The 15,143-nt window shown below is 53.4% G+C and carries 15 protein-coding genes; 7 read left to right on the top strand and 8 right to left on the bottom strand.

The window, feature by feature from the left end:
• The first annotated feature begins 330 nt into the window (after nucleotides 1–330).
• Entirely contained in the window at nucleotides 331–2,157 is a 1,827-nt protein-coding gene (locus CFB02_RS18425) for a flagellin (protein WP_088556833.1), read from the top strand.
• A 193-nt stretch (nucleotides 2,158–2,350) separates the two neighbouring features.
• Nucleotides 2,351–4,351, top strand: a complete 2,001-nt coding sequence (locus tag CFB02_RS03070; RefSeq protein ID WP_088556832.1) for a hypothetical protein — start codon at nucleotides 2,351–2,353, stop codon at nucleotides 4,349–4,351.
• 95 nt (nucleotides 4,352–4,446) lie between these two features.
• Here CFB02_RS03070 and CFB02_RS03065 read toward each other — a convergent pair whose 3' ends face one another.
• The 5 genes from CFB02_RS03065 to CFB02_RS03045 all read right to left on the bottom strand — a co-directional run bounded on the left by CFB02_RS03065 (nucleotide 4,447) and on the right by CFB02_RS03045 (nucleotide 7,852).
• Nucleotides 4,447–4,770, bottom strand: coding sequence for a nucleotidyltransferase family protein (locus CFB02_RS03065; RefSeq protein ID WP_088556831.1), 324 nt, complete (start codon nucleotides 4,768–4,770; stop codon nucleotides 4,447–4,449).
• A 135-nt stretch (nucleotides 4,771–4,905) separates the two neighbouring features.
• Entirely contained in the window at nucleotides 4,906–6,351 is a 1,446-nt protein-coding gene (gene sbcB, locus CFB02_RS03060; RefSeq protein WP_088556830.1) for an exodeoxyribonuclease I, read from the bottom strand.
• A gap of 92 nt (nucleotides 6,352–6,443) precedes the next feature.
• On the bottom strand, nucleotides 6,444–6,686 hold the full coding sequence (locus CFB02_RS03055) for a DUF2442 domain-containing protein (protein WP_088556829.1): 243 nt from the start codon (nucleotides 6,684–6,686) through the stop codon (nucleotides 6,444–6,446).
• Nucleotides 6,667–6,897 carry a DUF4160 domain-containing protein gene (locus CFB02_RS03050; RefSeq protein ID WP_088556828.1) on the bottom strand — a complete coding sequence of 77 codons (231 nt, stop codon included), beginning with the start codon at nucleotides 6,895–6,897 and terminating at the stop codon, nucleotides 6,667–6,669. The genes CFB02_RS03055 and CFB02_RS03050 overlap by 20 nt, the downstream gene beginning before the upstream one ends.
• Nucleotides 6,898–6,958: 61 nt before the next feature.
• Complete coding sequence (locus CFB02_RS03045; protein ID WP_088556827.1) at nucleotides 6,959–7,852, bottom strand: hypothetical protein; 894 nt, start codon at nucleotides 7,850–7,852, stop codon at nucleotides 6,959–6,961.
• Nucleotides 7,853–8,119: 267 nt separating this feature from the next.
• Here CFB02_RS03045 and CFB02_RS03040 point away from each other — a divergent pair, with 267 nt between their 5' ends.
• The 5 genes from CFB02_RS03040 (at nucleotide 8,120) to CFB02_RS03020 (ending at nucleotide 11,591) form a co-directional block, all read left to right on the top strand.
• The gene (locus CFB02_RS03040; protein WP_088556826.1) at nucleotides 8,120–9,148 is read left to right on the top strand and encodes a response regulator; all 1,029 of its coding nucleotides are present in this window, start codon (nucleotides 8,120–8,122) and stop codon (nucleotides 9,146–9,148) included.
• 3 nt (nucleotides 9,149–9,151) lie between these two features.
• Nucleotides 9,152–10,105 carry a GGDEF domain-containing protein gene (locus CFB02_RS03035; protein WP_088556825.1) on the top strand — a complete coding sequence of 318 codons (954 nt, stop codon included), beginning with the start codon at nucleotides 9,152–9,154 and terminating at the stop codon, nucleotides 10,103–10,105.
• Between the two features lie 149 nt (nucleotides 10,106–10,254).
• Nucleotides 10,255–10,908, top strand: coding sequence for a transposase (locus CFB02_RS03030; RefSeq protein ID WP_088556824.1), 654 nt, complete (start codon nucleotides 10,255–10,257; stop codon nucleotides 10,906–10,908).
• Nucleotides 10,909–11,062: 154 nt separating this feature from the next.
• Nucleotides 11,063–11,311, top strand: a complete 249-nt coding sequence (locus tag CFB02_RS03025; RefSeq protein ID WP_088556823.1) for a type II toxin-antitoxin system Phd/YefM family antitoxin — start codon at nucleotides 11,063–11,065, stop codon at nucleotides 11,309–11,311.
• The gene (locus tag CFB02_RS03020) at nucleotides 11,301–11,591 is read left to right on the top strand and encodes a type II toxin-antitoxin system RelE family toxin (RefSeq protein ID WP_088556822.1); all 291 of its coding nucleotides are present in this window, start codon (nucleotides 11,301–11,303) and stop codon (nucleotides 11,589–11,591) included. Before CFB02_RS03025 ends, CFB02_RS03020 begins: the two co-directional genes overlap by 11 nt.
• A 194-nt stretch (nucleotides 11,592–11,785) precedes the next feature.
• Here CFB02_RS03020 and CFB02_RS03015 read toward each other — a convergent pair whose 3' ends face one another.
• The 3 genes from CFB02_RS03015 to CFB02_RS03005 all read right to left on the bottom strand — a co-directional run bounded on the left by CFB02_RS03015 (nucleotide 11,786) and on the right by CFB02_RS03005 (nucleotide 15,083).
• Complete coding sequence (locus CFB02_RS03015; RefSeq protein WP_088556821.1) at nucleotides 11,786–12,154, bottom strand: histone-like nucleoid-structuring protein, MvaT/MvaU family; 369 nt, start codon at nucleotides 12,152–12,154, stop codon at nucleotides 11,786–11,788.
• 177 nt (nucleotides 12,155–12,331) lie between these two features.
• Nucleotides 12,332–13,594 carry a Vi polysaccharide biosynthesis UDP-N-acetylglucosamine C-6 dehydrogenase TviB gene (tviB, locus tag CFB02_RS03010; RefSeq protein ID WP_088556820.1) on the bottom strand — a complete coding sequence of 421 codons (1,263 nt, stop codon included), beginning with the start codon at nucleotides 13,592–13,594 and terminating at the stop codon, nucleotides 12,332–12,334.
• A 43-nt stretch (nucleotides 13,595–13,637) separates the two neighbouring features.
• Nucleotides 13,638–15,083: an MBL fold metallo-hydrolase RNA specificity domain-containing protein gene (locus CFB02_RS03005; protein ID WP_088556819.1), complete on the bottom strand. Its 1,446-nt coding sequence runs from the start codon at nucleotides 15,081–15,083 to the stop codon at nucleotides 13,638–13,640.
• Nucleotides 15,084–15,143 lie beyond the last annotated feature (60 nt).

The following is a 15,143-nucleotide window of genomic DNA, read 5'->3' as shown; positions in this document are numbered from 1 at the left end:
TCAGTTTGGGAGCGCCGCCCTGTTACTCCACTTAACGGCGCCGAAACTCATTGCTTTAGAAAAAAAATCCACTGTTTTTGTTAACAAATGTAAAACCGGCAATTCAATGCCTTTGTCAGCGGCAGCTGTTTGGCACTAAACCGGAGGAGCCCAGCCGAACTCGATAGATTTTATGAACCAAAACAATAAGATAATGGAAAAATAATTATTTTGGCACGCGATTCGCTTAGCACCCTGCAAAACGGCAATTAAACGAATTTCGCCGGCAGTGGTTCCCCTCTTCGTGATCGGGCACCTCGCTTTCGGCGCCTCTGAGCAGGGAGAATTGATATGCCTCAGGTCATTAACACCAACATCGCTTCGCTGAACGCGCAAAGAAACCTTAATGCCTCGCAGGGCCAGGCAAATGTAGCTCTTGAGCGCTTGTCTTCCGGCCTGCGCATCAACTCTGCAAAAGACGATGCAGCCGGTCTTGCAATCTCTGAACGCTTCCAGTCACAGATCGCAGGCCTTAACCAGGCCCAGCGAAACGCCAACGACGGCATCTCTCTGGCTCAGACTGCCGAGGGGGCCATGGATGAAATTACCAACAACCTGCAACGTATCCGTGAGCTGGCGGTTCAGTCTGCCAACGCCACCAACAGTCCTTCGGATCGGCAGGCGCTGAACCAGGAGGTCCAGCAGCGCATTGAGGAAATCAACCGGATTGCCGCCCAAACATCTTTTAACGGACTGAAAGTTCTCGACGGCACCTTCGACACTCAAACTTTCCAGGTGGGCGCCAATACGGGCGAAACCATTGCAATTAGCGGTCTTGACTCTCGCGGCAGCCAGATTGGCTCGGTGCTGAAAGAAACCGCTGGATTATCGAGCGATGTCATTGGGCCGGGAGAAGCTGCAACAACTGATTTGAATGTGTCGACCCTGGATTTCACAACCGATCTCACAATCACGGGCACCATTGGTGGTGAGGATGTAAGCATCGGCGCTGCTTCCTACGCTGACGCCGATGCGCTCGCCACCGCGCTGCAAACCGAGATTCAGAACGGCGGCGGAGACCTCGCGGAAGTAACAGTCACAGTCGATGGCAACACCCTCACCATTACGAATCCAACGTCGACGGATTTTCCTGCAACCTCGTTTAGCATTTCAGATGCAAGCGGTGTGACAGGCAACACTGCTGACAACAGTGGCGGTGGGACCAACATTGCCGGTGCCGGTGGAACGGATACGATCGACGTATCGGGCCTGGACTTTACTAGCGGCGGTACGATCACCTTCGGCGGCGTTGATTATCCGATCACTGCAGGCTCCGACTTCGATGATGTCGCCACAGAACTGCAAGCTCAGCTTCAAGCAAATGAAGACCCTGATCTGACCGTCGCCAATGCCGGTGGGACGCTCACCATCACTAACGGAGGCGCTGCAACGCCGGCAGATGATGTCGATCCCGGGACGATTACAATTGAAGATGGAACGGGAACCCCCAATAGTTCCATTGGTGGAGCTCTAACCAGCATCGACGGCGCTGAAGATCTGACGCTGGGTCAATCATTCGCGAATGGCGACACCTACAACTTTGAGGTCGACATCAACGGAGATGTCTTTACTTTCGAAGGCATGGGATCATTGAGCGATATCGTTAGCCAGATCAATGCTCAAAGCACCCAAACAGGCATCCGCGCAAACCTGAACTCCGACAACGATGAGATTATTTTTTCATCACAATTCGGTGAGGCTTTCGACATTACGATCGACGCCGACATAGATGGCGATGGACTCTTTGGCGGTCTTGAAGATTACAACCAAGCGATTAATGCAACTATCGCAGACGACACCTATGCAGTGACTGGCGTCGACATCTCGAGCAGAGACGGTGCTGACTTGGCGATGATCTCAATAGATTACGCGATCGACACAATCAACGGTTTCCGAGCCGAGCTTGGTGCCGTTCAGAACCGATTCGAGTCTACCATTGCAAACCTGGCAACCACCTCCGAGAACCTCTCGGCCTCAAATAGCCGTATTCGTGATGCGGACTTCGCCGCAGAATCCGCCGAACTGGCCAGAACCCAGGTCCTGCAGCAGGCCGGCCTCTCTGTTCTGGCCCAGGCCAACGCAAGACCGCAGCAGGTTCTTCAGCTGCTGCAGGGTTAAACCTAAAGAGAAAACCCAAGAGGGCTCGGTGCAAACCGGGCCCTCTTTTTAAGGCAACAATACCCTTCCCCTTTAAGCTTTCCGCTACACAACCTGGCACACCTTTCGCAACACATCCCTCAAAGCACGGCAAACCGCCAAAAACTGCAGACCTTTGCCGCTCCCAACTGCGGCTGAATTCACGAGGTGTCCCATGCAAGCCAAGCATCAAGTCCAGGTTTCCCAATCCCAACAGGCCCAGGTTGCCCGCCTGCTTCTGCAGGCCAACCTTGCCTATGGGGAGTCCAACAGCAACGGCCTCAGCCATATCCAGCGGCTGAAGGCACGGCAGGAATGTCGGGGCTATCTGAACGAGGCGCTGGCTCTGGAACCAGCGAATGCCGTTGGGCTGGGGCTGCTTGGCCGTGTGGAGATGGACGACGGGCAGCTTGAGAAGGCACACGCCCTGTTCAACGCCAGCCTGGACCATCTGCCGGGCCAGGTTCAGCAGTATTGCAACCTGGGTTACTGGGCACTGAAAACCGAGCGACCGGCGCTTGCGGAGCAGTATTTCCTGCAGGCCCTGGACTGCGACCGGCAATCTGCCGCCGCTTTCTGCGGTGTTGCCCATTCCAAGCGGCTGCAGGGGCAGTTTGATGTGGCTTATTTGCATTATCGCAAGCTTTTGGAAACCGGCGCTGAATGGGATTCCGTTTACAGCGGGATGCTCACTTGCGCCCAACACCTGGAAGTGAGCAAAGCCGATTCCGCACTGGCCCACGATGCTATCGCCCTGCTTCAGAGGGATGGTTTGCCGCACCAGGAGTTGGGTCGGTTTGTCGGCGCGATTATTCATCAACAGTACGATCTGGATAACCCGGATGCACAGATTTTCCTGGATGCGGCCCGCGAAGATGAACTGCTGATCCTTGCCCTCCAGAAAACTCTGATGCCAAATCCGGCCGCGGAAGAACTGGTGACAATGCTTCGTCGGGCGATCATTGCCGAAATAGCACAAACCGTTGAACTTCGGGACGAGCTGCAGCGCCTGACACTGGCCATCGCTCAGTACGCCGACAGAACGGGCTATGTCCTCGCTGCGGAAGATGATGAAGAACGACTGGTCTCAGCCATCAACGACAGCATCCAGGCCCAGTTCGCCCTCGGTGAGGAACAGGACGGACTCATCGGCTCACTGATGATCACCGCGATGTATGGCGCTCTCTTCCATCAGCCCTTCGCGGTACAACTTGGCCAATGGAATCTCGTGGATTGGCCCCTGGCATTGCAACCAGTCCTGGCCGCCAGCTATTACGATCGGACCGAAGAGGAAGCCATCAAGCAGAATTTCGATGAGAAGGCCGAGGAGCTCTGTCTGGAGAAGACCGATGTTCCCCAGGCATGGCCATCCTGGTCCCGCTTGGCCTATCGTACCGAAAGCAGCCTGAAAACACTGATGGCCACTGAACTGGGGCTGGACACGGAAAATCTCCCGGCCACCCTTCGCATCATGGTATGTGGTGCGCAATCTGGCCAGCGGGCGATGGAACTGGCCGGCTACCTGGACGATGTGGAAGTGATCGCGGTGGATGAATCCCTGGCCAACATCGCCAAAGCCACACGCATGGCCAACGAGATGAGCATGGACAACATCGTGTTCTGGCCATGGTCCATCGCCCAGCGATTCGTGGCGGATGGCCATCAGGTTCACTGGATTGAAGTTGGTCGCCTGCCCTCACCGGCCATGAACACCCTTTCGCTTGCCGCCCTGGCTAACCAGGCCACTGGTTTTGGTGCAGTGGTCCACATGCACACTGCCATTGCGGAACAAACCACTGGTGACAAACAGATTCGCAAACTGGTCAGTGAGCACAAGCTACAACCCACGCGACAGACATTACGCCAACTCCGCCGAATGGTCCTTGCCAATCGCAGCGATGCCGCCTGGCAGGAACTGACCGCCGACGCCGATTTCTACAGCCTAGGGGGCTGCAGGGACAGATGGTTTCGGCCCCAGGACACAGCCCAGCTGAAAGAGCTGATGGCCATGGCGAGTAACGAGGTGGAGTGGAAGCTTGTGAAAGCGAGGGATGTTGATGGCCACAGCCTCGCTACCGCACCGGTTCAGAAGCAGATCCAGGCGGAAGCCCTGGGCAGTGAAGTGCAGAGTCTGATGGGGCAGAATCTGAGCGTCTATTTCCTGAAGCGGCGGTGAACCTGAATTTGGGGTCAGAAGAAAAGTTCTTCTGACCCCGTTTTCGACGCATTGCTACAGGATCAACTTTCGATTATCGATCAGTTCTCAGAGCCTCACGCTGCATATAATGAGTGCCGCTCTTCAAGTACAGAGGCTCTGAAATAGGGGTTGGTCAGGGACGACACTGTGACCAAATCCACTGGACGAGAAAACATCATTTCAAGATCTTCTTTCAGCCCGAAAAACGCCGCAGCCTTTTGAGTGGCGGTTAGAGCTGGATCAAAATCCACAAGAAAATCCAGATCACTGGTCTCATTGAAATGCCCTTTGGCAGCAGAGCCGAAAACACCGAACGACATTACCCGGTGCTTTTCACAAAGCCGCCGAATCTCGTCCTGTTTTTCTGTCAGCATATTCAGCGCATTTATTGAGGCCATGACGTACTCGGTCGCTTACGTTGATGTATTTGGAGTTTAAACCTTGCCCCCAAAACAATAAAGAAAACGGCGGTGAGCGCGAACCTCGGCTCAGGTGAACTTGGGGTCAGAAGAAAAGTTCTTCTGACCCCATTTTTAGATGTAGGGAATCAAAGACTCCCCATACAAATGCAGATCCTCGAGGATATGTCTGTTCTGCGGCGTCAGTTCCGGGTCTGCCGCCAGGCGCTGTAGTTCCTGGGCAAAAGCCTCCAGAGACCGCCAACCCTTCTTTGGGTGCATTAATCTCTGGCTGCGAAACTCCTCCCACCTTTCCATCTCTTCGCCCATCAGGCTACCCGGGTAATTCCGCGCCCGATAACGAAAGAGAAGCTCCTGCAGGCGATCATCTTCAAAGGTCACCTCCAGCTCGCCAAGCGTCTCAACCGGCTGTTCCAGCACCCAGTTCAGCTTCTCGCGGTCAGTTTTGCTGATAAAGCCACCTGCATAGAGCTGCTCATCCGGGTCTGTCAGATCGCTCTCATGGGGCTGGTCAAAAGCCTCGGCAATTCTGGCCGGCAAGTCCGGCGCCTTGCGCAGCATGGCCAGGTTGGCTCGCAGCGTGTCCCCGTCCAGGGCCAATTCTTCGAGGCGCTCCGGAGAAAGGGTGGATAGCATATTCGCCGGCGCCAGCACCGGGCACTTGTTCAATTGCACGCCTTTCAGAGGAAAGCGACTGACCCCCTCCCCCAATTCAGCCTGGGAAGTAAACACACGCTCACGAATCTGCTCAGCGCTGGCGGCGATCAGCTCGCTGGGGTCCTCGCGCAGATCGTAAACAATCACCAGGTTCTTGTTGGTTGGATGCTCGGCCACCGGAGCAACCAGTGCACAGCACCCACGGCTGGCCGGGTACTTGGCGGATATATGGAACACCGGCTTCATGGCAGCCGTATCCAGCATCGCCCGTGCCGAGTGTTTGTCCTTATTCTGCAGAACAAAATCAAAGAGCTTTGGCTGTTTCTCCTTGATCAGCTTGGCCACCGCAATGGTCGCCTCAACATCCGACATGGCATCGTGGGCCGCTTCGTGGGCGATGCCGTTGGCAACGGTCAGCTCCTCCAGTTTGAAACTGGGGCTGCCATCTTCCTTTCGGGGCCAGTTGATACCTTCGGGGCGCAGGGCATAGGTCAGGCGGACCATATCAATGATATCCCAGCGGGCATTGCCGTTCTGCCATTCTCGTGCGTAGGGATCGCGCAGGTTGCGGTAGAGGGTGTGCCGGGTCACTTCATCGTCAAAGCGCAGGCTGTTGTAGCCAACCACACAGGTGCCGGGCTGGCTGAAGGCTTCATTAATCTGGGCTATGAACTCAGCCTCGGGAAAGCCATCTTCCAGGGCCTTTTGCGGAGTGATCCCGGTAATCAGGCAGGCTTCGGGCGATGGCAGATAATCGTCCGCTGGCTTGCAGTAGATCACCAGGGGATCTTCGATGATGTTGAGATCCGCATCCGTCCGCACGCCGGCAAACTGGGAAGGCCTGTCGTGAACCGGATCTACGCCGAAGGTTTCGTAATCGTGCCAGTAAAACGAGCGGATCAAAACAGAAGCTCCTGCAGTCGCTAAATTGGGGTCAGATGAAATTGGGGTCAGATGAACGTTTCATCTGACCCCAATTTCAGAGGGCGGGAGAATCAGGCAGCAGTTTGCCGGGAGTCCACCGACAACATCGCCTCGATACTTAGGTGGTAGTCGATATCTTCCCATTCGATGCCCGTGGCATCGCAAATGAATCGGTACTTACGGAACTCCTCAATCGAGGCACGCTCCAGCTCTGGGTACCAGTGAATGGGCGTCGATATCACGCGACCATCCTCCAGCTCTACATGGAGATGGCGATCGTCTATATGAACGGATTTACCTTTGAAACCAGGCATTCCAACGCTCCAGAAACTCCGACCTATGGCTTTCAACAATTTCAAGGCACGCACGCAGCTCCTGCTGTTTCATAGAGCTGTGCACGACCTTGAGGTCACTTAGCTGAATTTTAGCCCATCGCTCGCCTTTAAGTACATGAACGTGGGCGGGCCAATGATCGTTGGCGTAAAAGAAGAACTTAAAACCATTCAGGTAAAGAAGGGTTGGCACCGATCACTCCCTGATCTCATCAGCCAAAACTCTTTATTCGGAATCTAACCGAGGGCCACTCTTAGAAGAGCTGCTTACCCATGTCATTGCGATGGGTCTGTAATCGCTCTACGCCTTGGGTGATCAATTGGTCCATATCTACCGTCATGCTGGTAGGCAAGTTGATGAACACACCCTGGCCAGCGTTGATCACGGTGGCACCATCCGGGCTTTGCCAACCAACATCCTCGCGCTGGAAACCGATAAAGAAATCGTTGGTAAATCCTGTGGTGCCGTCGGCGTTTTCACTACCCACAATCAGAGACTGAAGATTAGAAAGCGGAGCACAGTTTGTGGCAGAAACTGCATTGCAGTCCGCGGTGGCTGCTGCGGGGTCGACGATACCAATATGAGTGGCTCTTCGTTGAGTTGCCTGGGCGTTTTGATCCATCAACGCGGCGTCGTAAACCGTGTCGGAGCCATCAGCAAGCTTTAAACCGATGTTGCCACTGAAACTGCCGGTCAGCGAGGAAACCGACCCTCTCGCCTGCCCAAATCCCATCCTGAACCCGGCAAGCTCATCGTTAGCACCATTTGCCAGCTCGATGTAAGGCTTGAACGCCTCAAAATGAACGGTGTCGCCTTTGCTGTAGGTACGACCGTTATATTGAACGCCATCGTTGCGAGCAATATGCCCCAACGCCACGTGCTCAGCGGCAAAGTCCGCGCCTCCGTCGATTTCGCCGGCTTTCACATCGTCGATATTAACTCGGGTCTCAACATCCATCCCCAAAGTCATTCGGGTGAACTGATGACCGTCGACACCGCCATCAATGTTCTCAATCTGCATAAAAGCCTGCCCGGTCACCTCACCCATTGTTTCATCAGAAATGGGATTCAGCTCTGCCTGGACAACGGGCGCAATACCCAGGCAGAACAGGGTGACGGCAGCGTATCCATACGCCTGCTGTCTCATAGTGTTGTGTCTCTGAAGAACCATTATTATTTTATTTGCCGCAGACACACTATAACCAAGGCAGATCGGCCAATAGAGTGAGCAGATTCACAATCACCGTTTACAATTCAGTAATACTCAACCAACTTTGAATACAGTCACAAAACCTTTGGCTTAAAATACTTACAACGCCTTACCCATTGTTACGAATGCTGTAGCAAACGTGTACATAACAAATACTACTGGTATACTTTCGCAACTTATGACCAACCCTCTACGGCCCCATCAATGACCACCCGGATACTGATCTGCGACGATTCTGCCCTTGCCAGAAAGCAAATGGCCCGGGCGCTGCCTGAGGGATTGCGCGGAGACGTCAGTTTCGCAAAGGATGGTGTGGAAGCGCTGGAGAAATTGCGCGGGGAAAAGGCAGAGCTGCTGTTCCTGGATCTGAACATGCCAGAGATGGATGGCTACCAGGTGCTGGAGCAGGTTCGCAAGGAAGATTTACCGGTCATGACCATCGTCGTTTCCGGCGATATCCAGCCCGAAGCCCGGGACCGGGTCAAAAAGCTCGGCGCCCTCGACTTCATCAAAAAGCCAACAGAGACCTGCACCGTACTTGATCTGCTGGTGGAATACGGGGTGTACCGGCCTGGTGAACTCGAAGATTCGGCGCTGCAGGACACCAGCCTTAAGAGCACAGGCAGTGCCGCTCCGGAAATCTCCGTTTCCCTGAACGACTACCTGCAGGAAATTTCCAACGTCGCCATGGGCCGGTCCTCCGATCTACTGGCCCGGTTGTTACGTGTCTTCGTCAAACAGCCGATTCCCAAGGTCGCCTTCCTGGCCAACTCCGAACTGCACATGGCCATTTCCTCGGTCAGCGACAGCCACACCTATTCCGCCGTGTGCCAGGGGTTCACCGGTGCCGGCATCGCCGGAGAGGCTCTTTTGCTGTTCGCTGACGCCAGCTTCCGGGAAATGGCGGAAATGCTTCACTACGATACCCTTGAGGGTGAAGCGGTGAACGTAGAAGTGCTGATGGATATGTCCAGCATACTCTTCGGCGCCTTTCTCAAAGGCATTGGCGACCAGCTCGACCTGAAACTCGGCCTTGGCCACCCCACGGTGCTGGGGCAGCACCGCCCAATTACCGAATTGCTGGAACACCACAGCACCCATGAGGAACAGCTGCTGTGTATCGAAATTTGCTACGCCCTGGAAGACCGGGACATCGAATGCGACATGCTGATCCTTCTTACCGAGGATTCAGTGCCTTTTCTCGAAGATCGCCTGCAATATCTGGTGGACTGACTCATGGCCATAGAAGAATCTGAAGCCAACTCCTTTCACTGGCTGATGGACATGCTGGAATCCGTGGAAGTGGGGCTGGTAGTCCTGGACCTGGATTTCAAAGTCGAAGTCTGGAATGGATTCATGGAAAACCACAGCGGCATCACCGCGAGCAGAATCCAGGGTCAAGTATTGTTCGATGTATTCCCGGATATCCCCCAAGCCTGGCTGACCCGAAAAGTAGACGCCGTGGCCTTGCTTAACACCAAAGCCTTTACCTCCTGGGAGCAACGCCCCTACCTGTTCCAGTTCCGCAATACCCGGCCCATCACCGGCACCGAAGAGTACATGTTCCAGAATCTCACCATTAGCCCACTCACCGGCACCACGGGAGAAGTTAACAAAGTGTGCCTGATGGTGTACGACGTGACCGACATTGCCAGCAGCAAAATGGCCCTGGAACGAGCCAACGAACAGCTGGCCAAACTGAGCATGACAGACCGCCTGACCGGCCTGCTCAACCGGGGCACCTGGGAAAACCTGGTGGACGCCGAATTCGAACGCTTCCGCCGCTATGGCCACACCACCAGCCTGGTGATGTTTGATATTGACCACTTCAAGCCGGTGAATGACACCCATGGCCATCTGGCAGGGGACGAAGTGATCAAACACACCGCTAGTCTCACCCGCAATGCCATACGACAATCCGACAGTGCCGGCCGCTACGGGGGTGAGGAATTCGGCATCATATTGCCGGAAACCGACGCCGAAGGCGCACGCATCATCTGCGAACGGATACGAGAGAACATTGAGCAGAGCGTTGTCGAAACAAGCGTGGCACCGATCCGGTATACCATCAGCATTGGCATTGCCCAGTTAACGGACGAACCTGAAAACTATATGCAGTGGATGCAGAAAGCAGACGAGGCGTTGTACGCGGCAAAGGAAGGTGGTCGAAACCGGGTGGTGGTGGGTTAAGTTGGGGTCAGATGAAATTGGGGTCAGAAGAAAAGTTCTTCTGACCCCAATTTCATCTGACCCTAAGTTCGTGCGCTCCATCATGGAAGACGAGGCGTCACCACGATAGGGTTCCTGCTTAAACAAAACTGTCACAAGGACGTGATGCTATGCCCAGAACCATCAGATTCTGCCCTCCCGGCGTGCCCCAACACATCATCCAGAGGGGAAATAACCGTCAGCCCACCTTCAAAGGCCGCGTGGATTTTGCTTTTTACTGCCGTTTGATGGAGCAATATTCCAAAGAGCACGGTATCGCCCTTCATGGCTGGGCTCTAATGACAAACCACGTCCATTTGCTGGCAACGCCCTCAACAGAAAAAAGCTTGTCAGCCTTCATGCAGTCAATCGGTCGGCGCTACGTGCGCTACTTTAACCGTCGACATGACAGAACGGGCGGCCTTTGGGAAGGACGATTTCGATCCTGCCTTATCGATTCAGAAAACTACCTGCTGGGCTGCCAACGTTACATTGAGATGAACCCAGTCAGCGCAGGCATGGTCGCCAATCCTGAGGATTACTGGTGGTCGAGCTACCAGTGTCATGCCCTTGGCAAAACCAGCGACATGCACAGCCCTCACCCTCTTTACCGAGCCCTCGGCAAAGATGGGCAAGAACGCAGGAGAAGGTACATGCAACTCTTCGCCAGCCCCCTGCCAGATTACCTCAAAGACGAAATCCGCAAAGCCGCCAGAAGTGGCAAAACCTTGGGCTCGCCGAAGTTCAAAAGTGAACTCAAAGCAAAATACGGCATCGTTTACTGAGAGGCGGGCCAAAGTTGGGGTCAGAAGAACTTTTCTTCTGACCCCATTTTTAAGAACATTCCCGCTATATACGATCTATTAAAGGCCTTCTTGCTTGCATAGGAGCCCGCTCACCCTCAAAATATGACCTATTAATAGGTCTTTGGAGAGAGTTATGACTAATCAAATCTATTCTGAAGTGACCGCCAGCATTTCAGAGTTCAAGAAGAATCCGATGGCAGCCGTGGATTCGGGAGAGGGATTCCCGATCGTTGTTCTCAACCGGAACAAGCCGGCATTCTACTGCGTTCCTGCTGAAATTTACGAAGCCATGCTTGACCGACTTGACGACCAAGAGATGGTAGCAATTGTGAAAGAAAGACTTGTAGAGCCAAGTATTCGAGTCGATCTCAATGAGCTTTAAGTATTCGCTTGCGTTCAAACCATCAGCTCTAAAGGAATGGAAGAAGCTTGCTCCGGCAATTCGAGATCAGTTTAAGAAAAAGCTTACGAAACGCCTCGAAGAACCTCACGTTCCAGCTGATGCCCTATCGGGGCTGCAAGATTGCTACAAAATCAAATTAAAGAGTGTTGGATATCGCTTGGTCTACCAAGTTGAGAACGGTGAGGTTTTAGTGACGGTTGTGGCCGTGGGACGACGGGAACGCGGTGATGTGTACAGCAAGGCGACAGATCGAACGTAACGTAAATTGAGTTCAATGGGTTGATGCTGGAGTTTTAAGCATCCGGTGATGAGACGGCCATGAATCGCTTTGTGCGTAGCTGTCTCAGCGAGAATGTCATCCGGATTATGAAGGAGTGAAATCGGGGTCAGATGAAAATGGGGTCAGAAGAGTTTTTCTTCTGACCCCATTTTCATCTGACCCCAATCTGGCGGTTAGTCCTGCTGCCAGCTCTGCACAGCTTCCTTACCATGCTTCTGACGCCACTCATTCAACGTCTTGTGATTGCCACCACGTGTTTTAACCACTTCACCAGTATGCGGGTTCTTGTAAGTCTTCATCGGGCGCTTCGGGCGGCTGCCGGCGGTTGAATCAGTCTTGCCACCGGATACTGAGGGATCAATTGCGGAAAGAATCTGAAGAACATCCTTCGGTGACTTGTCATACTCCTTCATCAATGCACGAACTTTGTTTTCAAACTCCAGTTCGCCCTTCAGAGCCTGGTCTTTTTCAAGCTGTTCCAGCTCTGCAGCAAGCTTTTCCATAAGCTGTTTTTTCTGGTAATAGTCGTTAATCTTTGCCATGGAATTAAAACCTTATTCAAATAGGGGTTTTAAAAACTTAATTGGAGTTGACCAAAAGTCAACCGAGATAATAATCAAATAAATGTGATCTGGCAAAATTATTTATTTACGAGCCTTTAATAAAAAAGCCAGTCAAATTGACCGGCTTTTAAATCAAACTCTGTACATTTTTTATACTTACAGCCGAAGATCCGCTTCGCCCAATGGCAAAACACCCTTCAGGTCAAACAGAACGCCATTGTCTTTCAAATAAGCTCGCAGTTCTTTTGAAGATTTGGCCGCATATTCACGATGAGGCACTGCAAGAAACAGCGCATCATAATCTCCGGCTTTCGGGGAATTCACCAGGGCAATTCCATATTCATGTTCGGCTTCGGCATTATCTGCCCAGCAGTCCGTCACATCTACGGAGCAACCAAAATCTTCCAGTTCCCGAATAACATCTATTACCCGCGTGTTCCGTAAATCCGGGCAGTTCTCCTTGAAGGTAAGCCCCATTACCAAAACTTTTGAAGATGCCACAGTGTGCCCGGTTTTAATCATCGCCTTAACCAGCTCAGCTGCTGCATAGGGGCCCATATTGTCGTTTACCCGCCGGCCGGACAGAATAATTTCCGGATGGTAACCAATAGCCTGGGCTTTGTGGGTGAGGTAGTACGGGTCCACACCAATGCAGTGCCCACCCACCAGGCCGGGTTTAAAGGGCAGGAAATTCCATTTGGTTCCCGCTGCAGCAAGCACTTCATGGGTATCAATTTTCAGGCGAGAAAAAATCATCGAAAGCTCATTCATCAGCGCTATATTCAGATCACGCTGGGTGTTTTCGATAACCTTTGCCGCTTCGGCCACTTTGATAGAACTGGCTTTATGGGTGCCTGCGGTTATAACACTGGCATAAAGTGCATCCACTTCATCGGCAATTCCCGGAGTGGAACCAGAGGTTACTTTCATGATGCTGGTTACCCGATGCTCCTTATCACCCGGATTGATTCGCTCAGGACTGTAACCGGCAAAGAAATCGTTGTTAAACGCAAGGCCGGATACTTTCTCCAGTACCGGCACACAAACTTCTTCCGTAGCGCCGGGATAGACCGTGGATTCGTAAATCACAATATCGCCCTGCTTCAAAACCTTGCCTACGGTTTCGCTGGCTTTTACCAGAGGGGTTAAATCCGGAGTTTTGAATTCATCAATCGGGGTAGGCACCGTGACAATATAAATCTGGCAATCACGAATGCCTTCAAGATTATCGGTAAAAGACAAACCCGACGCCGCGGCCAATTCTTCCCGGGACACCTCACGGGTGAAATCAACGCCATCTTTCAGCTCGGCAATTCGTTTTTTATTGATATCGAAACCGACAATTTCCCGCTTTTCACCAAAGGCCGTGGCGAGAGGCAGCCCCACATAACCCAGACCAATAACTGCAATTTTCTTCATTTGAATTCCTTTCCCCAGAAGCAAAACCCGGCGTCGATCCGCCCTACTCAGATGGGATAATTATGTCTGTACCCGTCAGGGATTGAAAACACCTTTTCAACGCCAGTTTAGCGCCCGGATCACCGTGGACAATTCGAATCTCGCGGGGCGGTACAGGTATACCTGATACAAACGCCACAAGATCCGATTGCCCCGCATGGGCCGAATAGCCACCGACCTGATGAACACGGGCCCGGATATCGTAGCGCTCACCATCAAGCTCCACCCAACCACCGCGAGGCCCATAAGTGAGGATATCCCGCCCCGGCGTGCCCGCAGCCTGGTAGCCCACAAACAGGACATCGTTCCGCTTTTCCCCAAGCATTGCCTTCAGATAATTCACCACACGGCCACCGGCGCACATACCGGAGCCGGCCAGAACCACACAAGGGCGGTGGGAACGGGCAAGGTAATCCACAGCATTCAGGTGGTCTTCATGGGAGTTGATAACCGTGAGTTGCTCGAAAGAAAGCGGATGCCGGCCCTGGCGTACCAAGTCTGTGGCCTCAGCATCCCAGTAGGGCTTCAGGTCTCGATAGATTCGAGTGAATTCAGCCGCCAGCGGCGAATCCACAACAATTTCCAACGACTCCCAGGTGAAGGAGGGGTCTGACCCCGCGGGGTCAGACCCCATTTTCCCGCCCGAAGCTAGAGCGTCATCTCCAAACTCATGAATCAGACTTTCAATCTCATAAAGCAACTCCTGCGTACGCCCAATACTGAATGCCGGCACCAACACCGTACCGCCGTCTTCCAGCGAGTGTTCCAGAACCGCCTTCAACCGGTAACGCCGCGTTTCCCGGTCCTCGTGGTCTTTGTCTCCATAAGTACTCTCGATCACCAGCCGATCTGCTCGCTCTGGGGATTGGGGGGCGGGCAGCAACGGAGCATGGGGCGCGCCGAGGTCGCCACTGAACACAACCCGTTCTTCAGATTCGCCCGCACGTGCATCACACTCAACATAGGCCGAACCCAGTATATGCCCAGCCCTCTGCAGCCGAACCGACAGCCAGCAACCATCCTCATCAAACACCGGATGCCACTTGCCATAATGCACCGGCACCAGACGGGAACGGATCACTCCCAGAACACGATCAATCAGTTGCCGGTCGCGGGTGAAACCGATTTTCAGCGCATCCTCCAGTATCTCCGGCAGCATAATGGCTGAAGGCTCGGAACAAATAATGGGCCCATCGAAACCCGCAGCCAGCAAATAGGGAATGCGCCCCACGTGGTCGATATGCACGTGGGTGACCACCAGAGCCCGGATATGATCAATGGGAAAATCAATGGAGAGATCAGACGCGGAAGCACCGCGGCCCTCGTCCTGGCCCTGGAACAGGCCGCAGTCTATGAGGATGCCGCTCTTTTCGGCCGCGTGACCAACGGTAAGTTCGTGGCAAGAGCCGGTTACGCCAGAGGTGGCGCCATGGTGCAAAATATCGATCATGATCAACGTTCCCTGTTGTAAAACGAAAACGGGGGCAATCAAGCCCCCGACACTAAATCA

The sequence above is a fragment of the Marinobacter sp. es.042 genome (assembly GCF_900188315.1).
GTDB lineage: Bacteria > Pseudomonadota > Gammaproteobacteria > Pseudomonadales > Oleiphilaceae > Marinobacter.
The sequence above is the reverse complement of the archived record's forward strand: the minus strand, read 5'-3'. Positions and strand labels throughout refer to the sequence as shown.